Raw genomic sequence first — 17,128 nt, forward strand, 5'->3', positions numbered from 1 at the left:
GTTCTGGGGTCAGGGGCCACCCGCGAGGGGTGGCCTGCCGTCGGGGTCAGTGACCCGAGGCGCCGTCGGCACCGAGGCCGGTCTCGGAGCGCACCTGCTGCGCGTCGAACGCGGCACGTTCCTTGGCGGCCTGGGCGCTGCGGTCCATGATCGACACCAGCCAGATCGTCACGAAGGCGATGGCCATCGAGAACAGTGCCGGCGAGGTGTAGGGGAACCAGGCCGAGCCCTTCGGGTTGCCCAGCGTAGCTTCCCACACCGACGGCGACACGACGGTCAGCGCGACCGACGAGATCAGGCCGAGGAAGCCGCCCGCCACCGCACCCTTGGTGGTGCAGTCCTTCCACAGCACGCTCATGAAGAGCACCGGGAAGTTGGCCGAGGCCGCGATCGCGAAGGCCAGCGACACCATGAAGGCGATGTTCTGCTTCTCGAAGGCGATGCCCAGCGTCACCGCCAGCACACCCAGGGCCAGCGTGGTGGCACGCGAGACCTTCAGCTCGGAGGCGCTGTCGGCCTTGCCCTTCTTGATCAGCGTGGCGTAGATGTCGTGGGACACCGCCGAGGCGCCCGACAGCGTCAGGCCAGCCACCACCGCGAGGATGGTCGCGAAGGCCACCGCCGAGATGAAGCCGTAGAACACGTTGCCGCCGACCGCCTTGGCCACCAGCACGGCCGCCATGTTGGACGTGCCCGCGCCGCCCTTGATGACACCCTTGACGGTGTCGGCGTACTCGGGGTTGGTCAGCACCAGCGTGATCGCGCCGAAGCCGATGATGAAGATCAGGATGTAGAAGTAGCCGATCCAGGTGGTGGCCCAGAACACGCTCTTGCGGGCTTCCTTGGCATCAGGCACCGTGAAGAAGCGCATCAGGATGTGCGGCAGGCCGGCCGTGCCGAACATCAGCGCCATGCCGAAGCTGATGGCCGAGATCGGGTCCTTGATGAAGCCGCCCGGGCCCATCAGCTTGAGGCCGATGGCGGCCGCTTCCTCGGGCGTCTTGCCCGAGCCTTCGGCGATCGCGGCCTTGACGGCGACCCCCTTGGCGAACAGCGCTTCCGGGCTGAAGCCGAACTGCGACATCACCATGAAGGCCATGAAGGTCACGCCCGACAGCAGCAGGCAGGCCTTGATGATCTGCACCCAGGTGGTGGCCGTCATGCCGCCGAACAGCACGTAGACCATCATCAGCGCGCCGACGATCACGACCGCCATCCAGTACTCGAGACCGAACAGCAGCTTGATCAGCTGGCCGGCGCCGACCATCTGGGCGATCAGGTAGAACGCCACCACGACCAGCGTGCCCGACGCGGCGAACGCGCGGATCGGGCCCTGCTGGAAGCGGTAGCCGGCGACGTCGGCGAAGGTGAACTTGCCGAGGTTGCGCAGGCGTTCGGCCATCAGGAAGGTGATGACCGGCCAGCCGACCAGGAAGCCGATCGAGTAGATCAGGCCGTCGTAGCCGCTGGCCATCACGGCCGCGGAGATGCCCAGGAACGAGGCGGCCGACATGTAGTCACCCGCGATCGCCAGGCCGTTCTGGAAACCGGTGATGCCGCCACCGCCGGTGTAGAAGTCGGCCGCCGACTTGGTCTTCGCGGCCGCCCACTTGGTGATGTATAGCGTGCCGGCCACGAAGATGCCGAACATCGTGATGGCGGTCCAGTTGGTCTCTTGCTGGGCGATCTGGCCCATGTCCGCACCGGCGGCCAGCGCCGCTCCGGTGCTCAGCAGGCCCGCCAGGGCCATCAGGAACTTGAACTGACGGCTCACTTCGACACCTCCTGCAGGATCTCTTTGGTCAGGCGGTCGAACTCGTCATTGGCCCGACGCACATAAATGCCGGTGATGACGATCGTGAACACGATGACGCCAAAACCGATGGGCACGCCGATGGTGGTCACGCCGGCACCCAGGGGCTGGGCGAGGAATTCCTTGTTGAAGGCGATCAGGGCGATGTAGCCGTAATAGACCACCATCATCAGCAGGGTCAGCCACCAGCCGAAACCACCGCGTTTTTTCCTCAGCTCCGCATACTTCGGGTTTGCCCTGATCCGGGCTACCACGTTGTCGGCCATCGATTTCTCCTCGTTGCCAGATGTGACAAGGAACCCGTGAATACCTTGCGGCATCCATGTTTTCCGGTAATTTCAGGTTAGGGTCGGTAACTGACCGATTGCTGACCCCGCCGGTGTTTTGTGCTGAGGGTTTGTACGAGTTACCTGGGTTTCCACGGATACCTTGCTGCGCCTGCTGCACTGAGCGCGCTCAAAAAGGATCCCGAATCCGGGTCTACCCTGACAGAATGTGACCCACCGATGAATTCCAGCTTCCATGATGGCCGTGTCCAGGATGAATGATTCGAATCTGCTCGATGGCGCGCATGCGCTGGCCCGCCAGCCGCTGGCCCGCGCCCGGGCGCTGCAGCTGATCGACCGGGCGCTCGACCGCAGCCCGTTCTATGCGCGGCTCTACCAGGGGCGGGCCACCGGGCTCGACGCGTGGCAGTCGCTGCCGGTGGTCGACAAGTCGCAGCTGATGGCGGCCTTCGACGACTGGGCCTGTGATCGGCGCATCCGGCTGGCCGCCGTGCAGGACTGGATCGCCGATCCGGCACGCATCGGACAGGACTTCCTGGGGCGCTATGCGGTCTGGAGCACCTCGGGCACGACGGGCGTGCCGGGGCTCTTCGTGCATGACAGCCAGGCGCTGGCGACCTATGCGACGCTGCTGCAGACGCGCATGAGCCACCGCCATGCGCAGGGCCGCGGCACGGTGCCGGGCCGGCTGCCCCGCACGGCACTGCTGATCGCGAGCGACGGCCATTACGCGGGCATCGGTTTCTGGGCCCGCCAGCAGCGCCTCTACCCGATGCTGCGGGCGAGCTCGCTGGCGCTGAACGTGACCGCGCCGCCCGAGGAGATCCGCGCGGCCCTGCAGGCCTGGCAGCCCGACCATGTCGCCAGTTACCCGAGCATGCTGGCCGAGCTGGCGCGCTGGCAGGAGGACGGCCGCATCGACCTGAAGCTCGCGGCGCTGTGGGGCGGGGGCGAGGGCCTGTGCGCGAGCACGCGGGCCTGGATCTCGTCGGTGTTCGGTGCGCCGGTGGTCAACGACTACGGCGCCTCCGAGTGCCTGACGATCGCCTTCGAGTGTGACCACGGCCACCTGCACCTCAACGACGACTGGGTGCTGCTCGAGCCGGTCGACAGGCAGGATCGGCCGGTGCCGGCGGGCACGGCCTCGCATTCGGTGCTGCTGACCAACCTGGCCAACCACGTGCAGCCGGTGATCCGCTACCGGCTGGGCGACAGCGTGACCTTCCTCGACCGGGCCTGTGCGTGCGGTGACGCCCGTCCGGCGTTCACGGTCGAGGGGCGCTGCGACGACACCCTGCGCCTGCGCGACGCGCAGGACCGTGAGGTCCGCCTGCTGCCGATGGCGCTGACCACGGCGCTGGAGGAGGGCGCCGACATCCACCGCTTCCAGGTGGTCCAGACCGAGGCCCGAGCGCTGGTGCTGCGCCTGGACCTCGACCGCGAGTCCGATCCGGGGTCCGTCTCGGACCGGGCGACGCAGGTGCTGGGCCATTACCTGCGATCGCAGGGGCTCGACCAGGTGCGGCTGCGGGTCGAGCATGACCCGCTGGCCTGCGACGAGCGCAGCGGCAAGCTGCGGCAGGTGCTGTGCCTGCTCGATCGGCCGGCCTGAGGCCGGCGCGGCTCACAGCTTCATCTCGAGCCTCAGGTTCCAGGCCGTCAGGCCGGGCGCCGTGCTGCCGCTGCTGCGGTCGGTGCGCACGCTGCCGTCCGACGCGATCGTGCGCACGAGGCTGCCGCTGGTGTAGTCGCGTGGTGCCAGGTTGCTGGCGCCGACCCGCAGCTGCACGGCCGGGCTGAAGCGCCACAGGCCGTAGACGTCGATCACCCGCTTGCTGTCGAACTCGCTGCGCCGGCTGTTGCTGAGCTGCACGGCGTAGTCGGAGCTCAGCGTGACGCTGCCCCCCAGCGTCAGCGGCAGGCTGCGCAGCCGGTAGTCGGCCCCCAGCTGCGCCGACCAGTCGGGCTGCTGGTCGATGCGGTTGTCCGGGCCGTCGATGCCGTCGACCCGGGAGCGGTACAGGCCGAGGTTGCCGCGCAGGTCGAGCGGCGGGGCCTCGTCCATCAGCTCGGCCAGGCGGAACTTGCCGTCCAGCTCGATGCCGCTGGTGCGGGCCGTGCCGATGTTCTCGGGCCGCGACACCCAGCGCTGCACGCTGGCGTAGCCGACGTCCTGCAGCGTCACCACCGAACGCATCAGCCCGGTGATGCGGCGGTGGAAGACACTGGCGCTGAGCACGCCACCGCGGGCGAGGTAGTGCTCGAAGGCCAGGTCGACGCCGGTGGCCAGCTCGGGCTCCAGGTCCGGGTTGCCGGCCTGGTCCGGGCTGCCGGGCTGGTTGCCGCCGGTGCCGTCGGCGCCCACCGGATAGCGGCTGGCGATGGCCCGGCTGGTGGTGAGCTGGTTCAGCGAGGGGGCCCGGTAGCTGCGCGTCAGGCTCATGCGCACCTGGTCCTTGCTGCGCTGCCCGGGGCGCCAGACCGCATGCAGCAGCGGGGTGGTCACCGCCGAGCGGTGTTCGATGCGGCTGTCGCCGGCCTCGCTGCGGGTGCGGATCTCCTCCCAGCGCAGGCCGCCCATCACCGACCACTGCGGGTTCAGGGCCCATTCGTCCTGTGCCCACAGCGCGCTGCGCTGCACCCGGGCGTGCTGGTTGTCGCCCAGGTCGGTGTCCAGCGACTGGCAGCTGCCGCCGCTGCCGCATTCGATGTTGCTGCGCCGGTCGTCGCGGCGATCGGTCTCCAGCTCCCAGCCCAGCGCCAGTTCATGGCCTTCGCCGTCGTCGCCGAGCAGCGCGTGCTGCAGCTTGCCGCCGGTGCTCCAGCCGGTGTCGCGCAGGCTGACGCGGTCCTCCAGGCTGCGCAGCGCCGAGGCGCTGCGGTCGGATTCGGCACGTTCGGTGTGGGCGTCGTACAGCGAGCGGTGCACGCGGGCACGCAGCTCCAGCCGCGATCCCTGGGGCAGCCGGGTCTGCCAGGTCGATTGCAGCCGGCCCATCGTGTAGCGGGCATTGCCCTCGCTCAGGGCGCTGGCGTAATCCGAGGCCGAGCCGTCGCTGCCGCTCAGGCGGGAGCGACGCTCCTGCCCCAGCGTCTGGCTGTGCGCGAGCATCACGAACGGGGCCAGCGTGAAGCTGCTGCCCGGCCCGAGCCGCCACTGCAGGCGGCTGCCCAGGTGCAGGCGGTCCGAGGTGGTCTGCGTCAGGCTGTCGTCGATCTGGTCGAAGGTCGTGGTCTCGGCGCCGGTGCCCAGGTCCTGCTCGACGGTGCGGCTGTGCGTGCTGCTGCGCTGGCGGCTCGTGCGGTGGGCGTAGTGGCCGCTGACCTGGTAGCTCAGTGCGTCGAGCTGGTCGGCGCGGTTCCAGCCGAGCTCGGGTTGCCCGTGGTCGCTGTCGTGGCCCAGCGTCAGCGTGATCTGGTTCAGGCGCTGGCGCAGGTCCTCGCGCAGCACGATGTTGATCGTGCCGGCGATGGCCTGGGCGCCGTATTCGGCCGTCGGCGCACGCAGCACCTCGATGCGCTCGACCTGTTCGGGCGTCAGCTGCTCGACGCTGAAGCCCGCCGGCGGGCGTTCGCCGTTGACGAGGATCTGCGTGTAGCCGTTGCCCATGCCCCGCATGCGCACCCGGCCACCTCGCCCGGGGGCACCTTCGGTGGTCACGCCGGGCAGGCGCTGCAGCACCTCGCCCAGCGTGCTGTCGCCCATGCGCTCGATCTCCTCGCGGCCGATGACGATCTTGGCGGCCGAGGACTGCCGGCGCTGCTCGGTGTCGTCCGCCCCCTGGCGGCTGGCGCGGATCTCGACCCGCTCCAGCGTCTGCGGCGGCGCGGTGGCGGGGTCCGCCACCGGGGCGGCCGGTGCCGGCGTGCTCGGCACGGTGACCGGCTGCGCCCGCGCGGCGCCGCCGGCCAGCGTGGCGGATGCGGCCAGCAGCGCCCCCAGCAGCGAGCAGGGGACGGGCGAGGGGCGGCGGGGTGGACAGGTGGAGGGCATCGGCGGGCGCAGGTTGGCGTGGGGACACGGGCGCACCGATTGTCGGGTTCGTGGCTTGACCTGCGGATGACCAGGGGCTGTGGCGGCGCCGATGCTGCCCAATCCGCCACGGGCCGGGCGTTTAGACTCCCGACCCATGAATCAACGACAGGACCTGGCCGGACGCCGCGTGGTGCTCGGTCTCAGCGGCGGCATCGCCTGCTACAAGAGTGCGGAGCTGCTGCGTCTGCTGGTCAAGGCCGGTGCGACGGTGCAGGTGGTGATGACCGCCGGAGCGCAGCGTTTCATCACCCCGGAGACGATGCAGGCGCTGTCGGGCCAGCCCGTGCTGCTCGACACCTGGGATGCCCGCGAGCCCAACGTGATGCCGCACATCAACCTGACCCGAGGTGCCGATGCGGTGCTGGTCGCGCCCGCCTCGGCCGACTTCATCGCCCGGCTGGCCCAGGGCCGCGCCGAGGACCTGCTCAGCCTGACCTGCCTGGCCCGCCCCTGGGGCGTGGGCGAGCAGCCCTGTCCGCTGGTGCTGGCCCCGGCGATGAACCGCGAGATGTGGGCCCACCCGGCCACGCGCCGCAACGTCGCCCAGGTGCAGGCCGACGGCGCGCTGGTGCTGGGGGTCGAGGCCGGTGCCCAGGCCTGCGGCGAGGTTGGCGACGGCCGCATGCTGGAGCCACCGGCCATCGTCGAGGAGCTGGTCGCGGCCCTGTCGCCGCGTCCGCTGGCGGGCCGGCGCCTGCTGATCACCGCCGGTCCGACCTTCGAGGCGATCGACCCGGTGCGGGGCATCACCAACCTGTCGAGCGGCAAGATGGGCTTCGCGATCGCCCGCGCGGCGCGCGAGGCGGGGGCCGAGGTCACGCTGGTCGCCGGCCCGGTGCACCTGGACACCCCGCGTGGCGTGCGGCGCATCGACGTGCGCTCGGCGCTGCAGATGCTCGAGGCCGTGATGCCGCTGGCCGATGAGCACGACGTCTTCGTCGCCACCGCCGCGGTCGCCGACTGGCGCCCGGCCAGCCTGTCGGCCCACAAGATCAAGAAGGATGGCAAGAAGATCGCGCCGACCTTCGAGCTCAGCGAGAACCCCGACATCCTGGCCGCGGTGTCGGCCCGCTCGCGCGAGCGCGGTGCGCCGTACTGCGTCGGGTTCGCGGCCGAGAGCGAACAGCTCGAGCGCCACGCCCGCGAGAAGCTGCTGCGCAAGCGGGTGCCGCTGATCATCGGCAACCTCGGCCCGGCCACCTTCGGCCGCGACGACAACAGCCTGCTGCTGGTCGATGCCCAGGGGGCCACGCCCCTGCCGGTCGACGGTCAGGCCACCGACAAGCTCACGCTGGCCCGACTGCTGATGGCCGATCTGGCCGATCGGCTGGCGTCGAGGCCGCTTTCCCCCGTTTCCGGAACCCCCGAATGAACAAGACGACGATCGCCCTGAAGGTGCTGGACGCCCGCATGGCCGAACAGCTGCCCGCCTACGCCACCGAAGGCTCGGCCGGACTCGACCTGCGCGCCTGCCTGGACAGCGCCGTGTCGCTGGCCCCCGGGCAGACGGTGCTGATCCCGACCGGCCTGGCCATCCACATCGGTGATGCGTCGCTGGCGGCCATCATCCTGCCGCGCTCGGGCCTGGGCCACAAGCACGGCATCGTGCTGGGCAACCTGGTCGGCCTGATCGACAGCGACTACCAGGGCCAGCTGATGGTGAGCTGCTGGAACCGCGGCCAGCAGCCGTTCACGATCGAGCCGATGGAGCGCATCGCCCAGCTGGTGATCGTGCCGGTGGTGCAGGCGCGGTTCGAGCTCGTGGAGGACTTTGCCAACTCGGCGCGCGGCACCGGCGGCTTCGGTTCGACCGGGCGCACCTGAGACGGCGTCTCGAGGGTCGCCCGGAACGCGGCTTCAGTGCAGCGTGGTGGAGGCGGGCGCCAGGCTGATCAGGCTCGCGCCGGCTTCGCCGACGCTGCGCTGCGCGATCTCTTCTTCGGTCGCCTCGCGCACGTCGCGCACCTCCAGCTGCAGCACCAGGGCGATGCCGGCCAGCGGGTGGTTGCCGTCGAGCACGACATGGCTCTCGTAGACCTCGGTGACGTTGTAGATCACGTCGGCGGGCAGGTCGGGCGTCTGGCTGCCCTCGGGCGGGCCCTCGAACTGCATGCCCGGCTGGATCTCGTCGGGGAAGAGGCCACGTTCCTCGAAGAACACCAGGTTGGCGTCGTAGAGGCCGAACGCGGCTTCGGGTTCCAGGTGCACGGTGGCCGTGAAACCGGGCTGCTGGCCGACCAGCACCGATTCGACCTTCTCGAACAGGTCGTCACCGCCGTAGAAGAATTCCATCGGCTCGGTCAGGTCGTCGATCAGCTGTCCATGGGCGTCTTCCAGGCGCCAGATGAGCGTGACCACGCAAGGGGCTTGAATTTGCATGGGCAGGATCATCGCATGACTGGGCCTCGATGCCGGTCAAGGCCGGCTCGGGACGGGCAGGCACAATTGCCGGATGGCCTCTTCCACCAAGTCCCCCAAATCTCCCCGGCCGTCCTCCGCGGCCTCGCCCGCGCCGGCAGCCTCCCACCCTGACCGGGCCGTGGCGCCGCTGGGCCAGCCTGTCGAGCTGCTCGGCGGCCTGAGCGCCGAGCAGTTCATGAGCCGCCACTGGCAGCGCAAGCCGCTGCTGGTGCGCCAGGCCCTTCCGGCCGTCGTGCCCCCGGTCAGCCGCGCCGAGATGTTCGAGCTGGCGCAGCGCGACGATGTCGAGTCCCGCCTGGTGGTGCGCGACCTCGAGCGCGGGGATGCCGGCTGGCAGCTGCGCAGCGGCCCGATCGCCCGCCGCAGCCTGCCGCCGCTGCGCCAGCCGGGCTGGACGGTGCTGGTGCAGGGGCTCAACCTGCATGTGCCGGCGGCCCACGAACTGCTGATGCGCTTCCGCTTCGTGCCGCAGGCCCGACTCGACGACCTGATGGTGTCGTGGGCCAGCGAAGGTGGCGGCGTCGGTCCGCACTTCGACTCCTACGACGTCTTCCTGATCCAGGTCAGCGGGCGCCGTCGCTGGCGCATCGGGCGCCAGGCGGGGGCCAGGCTCAAGCCGGACCTGCCGCTGAAGATCATCGACGACTTCCAGCCCGAGCAGGAGTGGGTGCTCGAGCCGGGTGACATGCTCTACCTGCCGCCGGGCTGGGCCCACGACGGTGACGCGGTCGACGGCGAATGCATGACCTGCTCGGTCGGCTTCCGCTCGCCCCACCGCAGCGAACTCGCCCGCGAGACGCTGCTGCGCCTGGCCGATGCGGTCGAGGACCCGGCCGACGAGGGTGTGCGTCCGGTGATCTACCGCGACCCGGCCCAGCCGGCCACCGTCACGCCCGGCCTGATCCCCGGCGAGCTGGTCGAGTTCGCCCGCGAGGGCCTGCAGCGGGTGCTGGAAGACCCGGATGCCCTGGCGCGTGCGCTGGGCGAGTACATGAGCGAGCCCAAGGCGCAGGTCAGCTTCGACATCGGCAACCCGCTGCCCGAGGGCTGCGGCGTCAGGCTCGATCCGCGCACCTGCATGCTCTACGACGCCCGCCATGTCTACGTCAACGGCGACTCCTGGCGTGCCGGAGGGCGTGACGCCACCACGCTGCACCAGCTGGCCGACGCCCGCCGCCTCGACGCGGCGGTGGTCGCCCGCTCCAGCGCGGCACTGCAGGAGCTGCTGATGCAGTGGGTGGAAGACGGCTGGCTGCACCCGCTTGAGGCGTGATCGACACGGACGTGGGCGTACCGGGTTAGAGTCTGGCCCCGGGTTGGGGCTTCGAGACACAAATCGACGTGCTCAATATGTATAATCGGGGGCTGGATTGGGGAATGCTCGAGCGTTTCCCGGTCCTCGTGGGACACTTGCGACTGCCGACGTTCATTCAGCGTGCTGTCGGAGGGCCCTCAATTACCGGTAATTGTTAGTCTCTTTGATTGAGGTATAAAGCATGAAAAAGTCGCTCCTGATGGTTTCGCTGGTCGCTGCCGTTGCCCTGGCCGCTTGCGGCAAGAAGGCTGAAGAAGTGGTCGCTCCGGTGGCTGATGTCGCTGCTTCGGCTGCCGCTCCGGCTGTTGACGCCGCCGCTTCGGTTGCTGCCGCTGCTGACGCCGCCGCTTCGGCTGTGGTCGACGCCGCTTCCGCTGCCGTGGACGCTGCTGCTTCGAAGTAATTCGAATCTGCTCTGAAAAAATGGCCGCCCGATGGGCGGCCATTTTTTTTGGGCGCTGCGCCGCTGACGATCGCGTCGGCGGGGCCGGACCGTGAGGTCCCCGGGGCGCGAGTGCGCGCCCCGGGGACCTCAGGGCTTCAACGCAGTTCGAGCAGCAGCGTCTGGATGATGCTGCGGGCGCCGTCGTCGTTGCGTGGCCGGCCTTCGCTGTCGAGCACGCTGACCGTGCTGGCGCTGTCGCCCATGCCGGTGACCCGCACGCGGTAACGCACGCCAGCCCGGGCTGCGCGGTCGTCCTTGCCGAACAGGCGGGCGAAGAAGCCCGGCTCTTCGGTGCCGGCCAGTTTCGGGTCGACGTAACGCATGTCGATCAGGCCGGCCTTGCGGTCGCGGTCCTCGACGGTGAAGCCGGCGCGGTCCAGTGCCAGGCCGACGCGGCGCCAGGTGCGGTCGTAGTTCTCGTCGACCTGCAGCGTGGCGGCGGGCTGGCCGTCCAGCAGGCGCGCGCGTGCCGGTGCCTCGGGCGCCTTGGCGACGGCCTGGATCGCCGCGGCCACCGTGTCCGCCGGCTTGCTGCTGGCGGTCGTGGTGGCGGACAGCTTCACCAGCAGGCGGCCCAGGAACTCGGCTTCCAGATTCGGGTCGTTCGGCCCGATCACCCAGCGGGTGCGATCGCTGTTGCGCTCGCCCACCAGCTCCTCGACGGCGCTGCGGTGGCTGATGGTGATCTCGGTGCCCTGGGCGCTGCGTTCGACGCGGGTGCGATAGCGGTCACGCTGGCCGCTGTCGTAGAGCCCGTCGAGCACCCGGCCGACCGAGCGGCGGATGAAATCCTGCGGTAGTCTGGCGCGGTTCTCGGCCCACTCCGTCTCCATCGTGCCGACGTCGGCCTGATCGATCGCCAGCGTGAAGCCGCCTTCGGTCCAGAAGGTGCGCAGCAGCGGCCAGACCTGTTCCGGCGTCAGCCCGGTGACCAGCCAGCGCTGGTTGCCCGAGCGCTCGATGCGGGCCTCCTGGCTGGCCTGCACGGCCACCGCGACCGGGGCGGGCGTGCCGGCGGTCACCGAGGCCTGGCCTGCGGACTGCAGCGCGGCCGCACTCACCACCGTGCCCGGGCCGGGCTGCTGGTAGCGCGGGTCCCGCGACAGCTGGCTCAGGTCCGGCGGCACGTCCAGCGGTGCGCTGCGCGAGGAGGCTGACTTGTAGTCGACCTTGTTGGAGGAGAACGTTTCCGACAGGGACGAGCACGCACCCAGGCTGCCGGCCAGCGCCAGGGCAAGACCGGTGCGGGTCAGGCGGGCGGTGGTCGACGACGGTTGAATCTGGGAAGCGCTCAAAGACAGGCGACAGGTCACTGGGGCGTTACTCCGCGGTATCGGGAAATGGTGTCGCGACCGGGCGATCCGGGCCGCGAAGCGGCCGGGGCGCCCAGGGCCGACAGGGGTGAGGTCAGAGCAGTCCGGCCGACTGCAGCGCCGCGTCGAAGGCGGGTTCCAGCGAAGCCGACATCGGCACCAGCGGCAGGCGCAGGTGGCCCCCGCATCGACCCAGGCGCTGCATGGCCCACTTCACCGGGATCGGGTTGGGCTCGACGAAGAGCTGGCGGTGCACCGCCAGCAGGCGCATGTGGATCTCGCGGGCGGTGCGGGCGTCACCGGCCACGGCGGCCGCGCACAGCTCGGCCATGGCGCGCGGGGCGATGTTGGCGGTCACGCTGACGTTGCCCTGGCCGCCCATCAGCATCAGCGCGATGGCGGTGCCGTCGTCACCCGAGTAGACCGAGAAGCCGGCCGGGGCCTCGCGGATCAGCCAGCAGGCCCGCTCGATGTTGCCGGTGGCCTCCTTGATGCCGATGATGCCGGGCACCTCGGCCAGGCGCAGCGAGGTCTCGGGCAGCATGTCCGCGCCGGTCCGCCCGGGCACGTTGTAGAGCATCATCGGGATGTCCACGGCTTCGGCGATGCTGCGGAAATGCCGGTACATGCCTTCCTGGGTCGGCTTGTTGTAGTAGGGCACCACGCTCAGCGTGCAGTCGGCGCCGACTTCCTTGGCGTAGCGCGACAGCGCGATGGCCTCGCGCGTGGAGTTGCCGCCCGCGCCGGCCATCACCGGCACGCGTCCGGCGGTCTGCTCGACGGCCACGCGGATGATCTCGCAGTGCTCCTCGACCGAGACGGTCGGGGACTCGCCGGTCGTGCCCACCACGCCGATGCACGCCGTGCCTTCGGCGATCTGCCAGTCAATCAACTGCCGCAGCGCGGGATAGTCCACGCTGCCATCTTCCTGCATCGGTGTCACCAGGGCGACGATGCTGCCTACGATCGGTGTCATGAGAAATGTCCTTGCAATCCAACGATTCTAACTGTCGCTGCCTGCCGCCCTCAGGGCCGGGGCGCGAGTAAAAAAGTGCTGCCCGGGTCGCCCGGCGGGTCACACGGGCGGCAGGCCGCGATGCGCTGCACCCGCCGCGGGGGGGCGTCGAGCAGGCCGTCCTCGAAGGCCAGCACATGCAGCGGTCCGCGCACGTGGTCGATCAGCTCAAGCGGCTGCAGCAGGAAGTCGGGGTTGTGCGGTCGCCCCAGCCGCTGCTGGCCCGCCGCGAAGGTCTCCCAGACCAGCCGCCCGCCCGGAGCGACGCAGGCCAGCACCTCGGGCAGGCGTGGTCGCCAGAGGTAGTGGGTCACCACGACCAGATCGAAGCGGCGGCCCGTCAGCGGCCAGGTGCCGCTCTCCAGGTCGGCGCAGACGATCTCGCCGGCCACGTCCTCCAGGCCGGCCAGGGCCTGCGCGTCCCGGTCGACGGCGGTGACCACGTGGCCCTGCGCGGCCAGCCAGCGCACGTGGCGCCCCCGGCCGCAGGCGAGGTCCAGCACCCGCCGGCCCGCAGGCAGGTCGGCACTGAAGCGGCACACCCAGTCGGACGGGGCCATGGTGCCTGGCGCGGGCGAGGTCAGAAGCAGCTCCACAGCCGGTTGCCCAGGTCGACGATCAGCCCGGGCTGGAAGTAGCTCGCGAAGACGGCCAGCAAGGCCGCGGTGATCACCGCGGTGGCGGCCCAGCGGCTGGTGCGCGGGCTCATCGGGCCGCCAGTGCGCCGGCCGGCGCCCGCACCAGCGGCGTCTCCCGGATCGGCAGGTTGACCGCGAAGGCGAGCACGCCCAGCGCCACGGCGATCCACCAGACGATGTCGTAGCTGCCGGTGCTGTCGTAGAGGCGCCCGCCCAGCCAGACCCCCAGGAAGGAGCCGACCTGGTGCGACAGGAAGACGAAGCCGCCGAGCATCGACAGGTGCTGCACCCCGAAGACCTGGGCCACCACCGCGTTGGTCGGAGGCACGGTCGACAGCCACAGCACCCCCATCACCGCCGCGAAGACGTAGACGCTCATCGGAGTCAGCGGCACGTTCAGGAAGATCACGATGGCCAGCGAGCGCAGCAGGTAGATGCCCGAGAGCAGGTAGCGTTTCGGGAAACGCTGCCCCAGCGAGCCGGCGGTGTAGGTGCCCACGACGTTGAACAGGCCGATCAGCGCCAGCGCGCCGGTGGCGACCTCGGGTGCGAGCCCGTGGTCCTTCAGGTAGCTGGGCATGTGCACGCCGATGAAGACGACTTGGAAGCCGCAGACGAAGTAGCCCGCCATCAGCAGCTGGAAGCTGCGCTCGCCGAAGGCCTCGCGCACCGCCGACAGCACGCTCTGGTGCGCCTGGCTGGACGTGGCCGCCCGGGCCGGCTCGCGCAGCCCCAGCGCGATCGGCGTGATGAGCAGCGCCAGCGCGCCCAGCAGCATCAGCGCCTGCTGCCAGCCGAAGCTGGCGATCAGCCAGTTCTCCACCGGCACCATCAGGAACTGGCCGAAGGAGCCGGCCGCCGCGGCCACCCCCATCGCCCATGAGCGCCGCGCCGGGTCGACATGGCGGCCGATCACGCCGTAGACGACGGCGTAGGTCGTGCCCGACTGGGCGATGCCGATCAGCAGCCCGGCGCTGCCGGTGAAGGCCAGGCCGGTGGTCGACAGCGCCATCAGCAGCAGGCCCAGCGCATAGAGCCCGCTGCCCGCGGCCAGCACCCGGAAGGCGCCCCAGCGGTCGGCCAGCATGCCGGTGAGCGGGCCGGCCAGGCCCCAGGCCAGGTTCTGCACCGCCATCGCGAAGGAGAAGGTCTCGCGCGTCCAGCCCCGGTCCATCGTGATCGGGGCCAGCCACAGGCCGAAGCCGTGGCGGATGCCCATCGACAGCGTGACGATGGCGGCGCCGCACCAGAGCACCCGGCTCATCGACAGGCGTGGGGAGGAGGCAGGTGGCGAGGACATCCCGCCAATGTAGTGCATGCGCCGCAGCCGCTCGGGCATCATGGGGAGCATGCAAGGCATGCACCACGTCGCCCTGATCGCCTCGGACTACGAGCGGTCGAAGGATTTCTACATCCGCATCCTGGGCCTGCGGATCCTGGCCGAACACTGGCGCGAGGCCCGCTCGTCCTGGAAGCTCGACCTGGCGGGCGAGGGCGGGCTGCAGCTCGAGCTGTTCAGCTTTCCCGGCGCGCCGCCGCGCCCGTCCCGCCCCGAGGCCTGCGGCCTGCGCCACCTGGCCTTCCGGGTCGGCGACCTCGATGCCGAACGTCGCCGGCTCGAGGCGCTGGGCGTCGAGCTGGAGCCGGTGCGCCTGGACGAGTTCACCGGAGACCGGTTCTGCTTCTTCGCCGACCCGGACGGCCTGCCGCTGGAGCTGGTCGAGCTGGCCAGCCCGAGGTCACCATCGTTGGTACGTGCTTGATCAAACACGAAAAAACGTCATTTCTTGACGGATTCCGTCAGGTTGAACTCCTTCACGATGTCGTTGGGGGTCTCGGGTGTCGATCACACCGGGATGCACTGACACCACAACACGCTGTAGAAGGATCGACCGATGATCTCCTGGCACCAACGCCTGCCGATGGCCAAGAAGTTCCTGTTGCTGGGCGCGCTGGCGCTCGGCGTGATCGTGCCGCTCTCGGCGCTGGTCATCATGGGGCAGTCGCAGGCGGCGGCCACGGCCACGCGGCAGCTGTCGGGGCTGACGCCAGCCGAGAACGTGCTCAAGCTCGTGATGTTGACCCAGAAGCACCGAGGCGCGGCCGGCGGCGTGCTCACCGGCAACGAGGGCATGCGGGCGATCCGCGAGGAGGCTGAAAAAGCCGCCTCGACCGGTTTCGAGCAGACCGACGCGGCGCTGTCGGCGCTGAACGATGCGGGTGTCCAGCGCAGCCTGGGGGCCTTGAAGACCCGCTGGACGGCCCTGGTCGACGACGTGCGTGCGCAGCGTGTCGATGCCGTGCAGAACTTCACCCGCCACACGGAGCTGATCACGCTGCAGCTGGGGCTGCTGACCGAGGTGATGGACGCGTCGGCGCTGAGCCTCGATGCCGATCCGGTGACCTACCACCTGGTGATGGGCGTGCTCGAGGACATGCCGCGCGTCACCGAGACCCTGGGCCAGCTGCGGGCCAAGGGCACGCTGGCGCTGACCCGTCGGGAGATGACGCCGGTGGCACAGGCCGAGATGGCGGCGCTGATGCGGCAGGGGCAGTCCCATTTCGTCGACGCCGGTCGGCATCTGGCGGCCAGCGCGACCTCATCGGCCGCGGTCGATCGGCTGCTGGCGACGCCGCGCACCACGGCGGCGGCCCAGCTCCAGCAGATGGAACGGCTGGTGCAGTCGGTGCTGCAGGGTCATGCCAGCGGCCAGATGGAGGCCAAGGCCTATTTCGCCGAGACCTCCCGGGCCATCGATGCGCAGTTCACGCTGATCGACGCCGCCTTGCCGCATCTGCGTCAGGTGCTCGAGGCCCGTGCCCGCGAGGAGCAGCAGCTGGCCTGGGGCATCGCGGCCCTGGTGGCGGGGATGGTCGGGGTCTGTGGCTGGCTGTCCTGGTCGATCGCCCGCAGCACCACCCGCTCGGTCGATGCGGCCGTGCGCCTGGCCCGTGACGTGGCCGGCGGCGACCTGTCGCAGCGGGTCCACGCCGAGGGCGACGACGAGCTCGCGCAGCTGCTGCGCACGCTGGACGACATGGTGCAGAAGCTCTCGGGCATGGTCGGCTCGGTGCGCGAGGGCAGCGACACGATCGCCACCGCGGCGGCCCAGATCGCCTCGGGCAATGCCGACCTGTCGACCCGGACCGAGCACCAGGCCGCCAACCTGCAGGAAACCGCCTCGTCCCTCGAGGACGTGGCGAGCTCGGCCCGCCATTCGGCCGAAAACGCCCGCCTGGCCGAACAGCTGGCCAACCAGGCCACGACCGTCGCCTCCCAGGGCGGGCACGCGGTGCATCAGGTGGTCGACACCATGACCGACATCCAGGTGGCCAGCCGCAAGATCTCCGACATCATCGGCGTGATCGACGGCATCGCCTTCCAGACCAACATCCTGGCGCTCAATGCCGCCGTCGAGGCGGCCCGTGCCGGCGAGCATGGCCGCGGTTTTGCCGTGGTGGCCGCCGAGGTGCGCACGCTGGCGCAGCGCTCGGCCAGCGCGGCACGCGAGATCAAGGTGCTGATCACCGACAGCGTCGAGAAGGTCGAGCTGGGACATGCCCGCGTCAGCGAGGCCGGGCAGACCATCTCCGGCGTGGTGGATCACGTCCGCCGCGTCAACGACCTGATCGCGGAGATGTCCGCCGCCAGCCTCGCCCAGGAGTCGGGCATGACGCAGGTGAACGCGGCCGTCAGCCAGATCGACCAGTCGACCCAGCAGAACGCCGCGCTGGTCGAGCAGACCGCCGCGGCGGCCGGCAGCCTGCGCCAGCAGGCGCTGCGCCTGTCCGAGACGGTGGGCGCCTTCCGGCTGGCCGAGCGGGCCCGGGCCGGCTGAGACCGC

The 17,128-nt window shown here is 70.2% G+C and carries 16 protein-coding genes; 7 read left to right on the forward strand and 9 right to left on the reverse strand.

The annotated features are described in order from the left end of the window. Positions 1-46: 46 nt before the first annotated feature. The gene (locus tag C7444_RS13155) at positions 47-1,750 is read right to left on the reverse strand and encodes a cation acetate symporter (RefSeq protein WP_110401398.1); all 1,704 of its coding nucleotides are present in this window, start codon (positions 1,748-1,750) and stop codon (positions 47-49) included. A gap of 20 nt (positions 1,751-1,770) precedes the next feature. Further along, positions 1,771-2,079: a DUF485 domain-containing protein gene (locus tag C7444_RS13160; protein WP_110401316.1), complete on the reverse strand. Its 309-nt coding sequence runs from the start codon at positions 2,077-2,079 to the stop codon at positions 1,771-1,773. Positions 2,080-2,353: 274 nt separating this feature from the next. Here C7444_RS13160 and C7444_RS13165 point away from each other — a divergent pair, with 274 nt between their 5' ends. Next, entirely contained in the window at positions 2,354-3,712 is a 1,359-nt protein-coding gene (locus tag C7444_RS13165) for a phenylacetate--CoA ligase family protein (protein ID WP_170130750.1), read from the forward strand. Positions 3,713-3,724: 12 nt separating this feature from the next. On the opposite strand, the gene C7444_RS13170 is transcribed toward C7444_RS13165, so the two are convergent. Beyond that, positions 3,725-6,094: a TonB-dependent receptor plug domain-containing protein gene (locus C7444_RS13170; protein ID WP_170130751.1), complete on the reverse strand. Its 2,370-nt coding sequence runs from the start codon at positions 6,092-6,094 to the stop codon at positions 3,725-3,727. 136 nt (positions 6,095-6,230) lie between these two features. On the opposite strand from C7444_RS13170, the gene coaBC reads away from it, so the two are divergent. Both coaBC and dut read left to right on the forward strand, forming a co-directional pair. Beyond that, complete coding sequence (gene coaBC / locus C7444_RS13175) at positions 6,231-7,508, forward strand: bifunctional phosphopantothenoylcysteine decarboxylase/phosphopantothenate--cysteine ligase CoaBC (RefSeq protein ID WP_110401319.1); 1,278 nt, start codon at positions 6,231-6,233, stop codon at positions 7,506-7,508. Further along, positions 7,505-7,960, forward strand: a complete 456-nt coding sequence (gene dut / locus C7444_RS13180) for a dUTP diphosphatase (RefSeq protein WP_110401320.1) — start codon at positions 7,505-7,507, stop codon at positions 7,958-7,960. The genes coaBC and dut overlap by 4 nt, the downstream gene beginning before the upstream one ends. A 33-nt stretch (positions 7,961-7,993) precedes the next feature. Here the strand turns inward: dut and C7444_RS13185 are convergent, their stop codons facing one another. Beyond that, positions 7,994-8,515, reverse strand: coding sequence for an FKBP-type peptidyl-prolyl cis-trans isomerase (locus tag C7444_RS13185; protein WP_110401399.1), 522 nt, complete (start codon positions 8,513-8,515; stop codon positions 7,994-7,996). Positions 8,516-8,732: 217 nt separating this feature from the next. Here C7444_RS13185 and C7444_RS13190 point away from each other — a divergent pair, with 217 nt between their 5' ends. Both C7444_RS13190 and C7444_RS13195 read left to right on the forward strand, forming a co-directional pair. Further along, a complete protein-coding gene (locus tag C7444_RS13190; RefSeq protein ID WP_245909563.1) occupies positions 8,733-9,830 on the forward strand; it encodes a JmjC domain-containing protein in 1,098 nt (365 codons plus the stop codon). Between the two features lie 223 nt (positions 9,831-10,053). After that, positions 10,054-10,275 (forward strand): hypothetical protein, encoded by a 222-nt coding sequence (locus C7444_RS13195; RefSeq protein ID WP_110401322.1) that lies wholly within the window; start codon positions 10,054-10,056, stop codon positions 10,273-10,275. Between the two features lie 137 nt (positions 10,276-10,412). Here the strand turns inward: C7444_RS13195 and bamC are convergent, their stop codons facing one another. From bamC to C7444_RS13215, 5 genes are all read right to left on the reverse strand, one after another. Continuing rightward, a complete protein-coding gene (gene bamC / locus C7444_RS13200; RefSeq protein WP_245909552.1) occupies positions 10,413-11,612 on the reverse strand; it encodes an outer membrane protein assembly factor BamC in 1,200 nt (399 codons plus the stop codon). 112 nt (positions 11,613-11,724) lie between these two features. Continuing rightward, positions 11,725-12,606, reverse strand: a complete 882-nt coding sequence (dapA, locus tag C7444_RS13205) for a 4-hydroxy-tetrahydrodipicolinate synthase (protein WP_110401323.1) — start codon at positions 12,604-12,606, stop codon at positions 11,725-11,727. A 50-nt stretch (positions 12,607-12,656) separates the two neighbouring features. Next, complete coding sequence (locus C7444_RS13210) at positions 12,657-13,205, reverse strand: class I SAM-dependent methyltransferase (protein ID WP_110401324.1); 549 nt, start codon at positions 13,203-13,205, stop codon at positions 12,657-12,659. A gap of 20 nt (positions 13,206-13,225) precedes the next feature. Then, complete coding sequence (locus C7444_RS20800) at positions 13,226-13,354, reverse strand: hypothetical protein (protein ID WP_259372560.1); 129 nt, start codon at positions 13,352-13,354, stop codon at positions 13,226-13,228. Continuing rightward, positions 13,351-14,583 (reverse strand): MFS transporter, encoded by a 1,233-nt coding sequence (locus C7444_RS13215; RefSeq protein WP_110401401.1) that lies wholly within the window; start codon positions 14,581-14,583, stop codon positions 13,351-13,353. The genes C7444_RS20800 and C7444_RS13215 overlap by 4 nt, the downstream gene beginning before the upstream one ends. Before the next feature lie 49 nt (positions 14,584-14,632). Here C7444_RS13215 and gloA2 point away from each other — a divergent pair, with 49 nt between their 5' ends. Together gloA2 and C7444_RS20920 are read left to right on the forward strand one after the other, a co-directional pair. Further along, positions 14,633-15,046 carry an SMU1112c/YaeR family gloxylase I-like metalloprotein gene (gene gloA2, locus C7444_RS13220; RefSeq protein WP_245909553.1) on the forward strand — a complete coding sequence of 138 codons (414 nt, stop codon included), beginning with the start codon at positions 14,633-14,635 and terminating at the stop codon, positions 15,044-15,046. 132 nt (positions 15,047-15,178) lie between these two features. Further along, a complete protein-coding gene (locus C7444_RS20920; protein WP_110401325.1) occupies positions 15,179-17,122 on the forward strand; it encodes a methyl-accepting chemotaxis protein in 1,944 nt (647 codons plus the stop codon). Positions 17,123-17,128: the final 6 nt, after the last annotated feature.

The organism is Sphaerotilus hippei, assembly GCF_003201595.1.
Classification (GTDB): domain Bacteria; phylum Pseudomonadota; class Gammaproteobacteria; order Burkholderiales; family Burkholderiaceae_C; genus Sphaerotilus; species Sphaerotilus hippei.

Excerpts from the sequence above, each read along its gene's own strand:
- C7444_RS13170 (WP_170130751.1), bottom strand. The coding sequence starts at position 6,094 with ATGCCCTCCACCTGTCCACCCCGCCGCCCCTCGCCCGTCCCCTGCTCG.
- C7444_RS20800 (WP_259372560.1), bottom strand. The coding sequence starts at position 13,354 with ATGAGCCCGCGCACCAGCCGCTGGGCCGCCACCGCGGTGATCACCGCG.
- C7444_RS13190 (WP_245909563.1), top strand. The coding sequence starts at position 8,733 with ATGAGCCGCCACTGGCAGCGCAAGCCGCTGCTGGTGCGCCAGGCCCTT.
- C7444_RS13215 (WP_110401401.1), bottom strand. The coding sequence starts at position 14,583 with ATGTCCTCGCCACCTGCCTCCTCCCCACGCCTGTCGATGAGCCGGGTG.
- C7444_RS20920 (WP_110401325.1), top strand. The coding sequence starts at position 15,179 with ATGATCTCCTGGCACCAACGCCTGCCGATGGCCAAGAAGTTCCTGTTG.
- coaBC (WP_110401319.1), top strand. The coding sequence starts at position 6,231 with ATGAATCAACGACAGGACCTGGCCGGACGCCGCGTGGTGCTCGGTCTC.
- dut (WP_110401320.1), top strand. The coding sequence starts at position 7,505 with ATGAACAAGACGACGATCGCCCTGAAGGTGCTGGACGCCCGCATGGCC.
- C7444_RS13160 (WP_110401316.1), bottom strand. The coding sequence starts at position 2,079 with ATGGCCGACAACGTGGTAGCCCGGATCAGGGCAAACCCGAAGTATGCG.
- dapA (WP_110401323.1), bottom strand. The coding sequence starts at position 12,606 with ATGACACCGATCGTAGGCAGCATCGTCGCCCTGGTGACACCGATGCAG.
- C7444_RS13165 (WP_170130750.1), top strand. The coding sequence starts at position 2,354 with ATGAATGATTCGAATCTGCTCGATGGCGCGCATGCGCTGGCCCGCCAG.
- gloA2 (WP_245909553.1), top strand. The coding sequence starts at position 14,633 with ATGCAAGGCATGCACCACGTCGCCCTGATCGCCTCGGACTACGAGCGG.
- C7444_RS13195 (WP_110401322.1), top strand. The coding sequence starts at position 10,054 with ATGAAAAAGTCGCTCCTGATGGTTTCGCTGGTCGCTGCCGTTGCCCTG.
- C7444_RS13185 (WP_110401399.1), bottom strand. The coding sequence starts at position 8,515 with ATGCAAATTCAAGCCCCTTGCGTGGTCACGCTCATCTGGCGCCTGGAA.
- C7444_RS13210 (WP_110401324.1), bottom strand. The coding sequence starts at position 13,205 with ATGGCCCCGTCCGACTGGGTGTGCCGCTTCAGTGCCGACCTGCCTGCG.
- C7444_RS13155 (WP_110401398.1), bottom strand. The coding sequence starts at position 1,750 with ATGGCCCTGGCGGGCCTGCTGAGCACCGGAGCGGCGCTGGCCGCCGGT.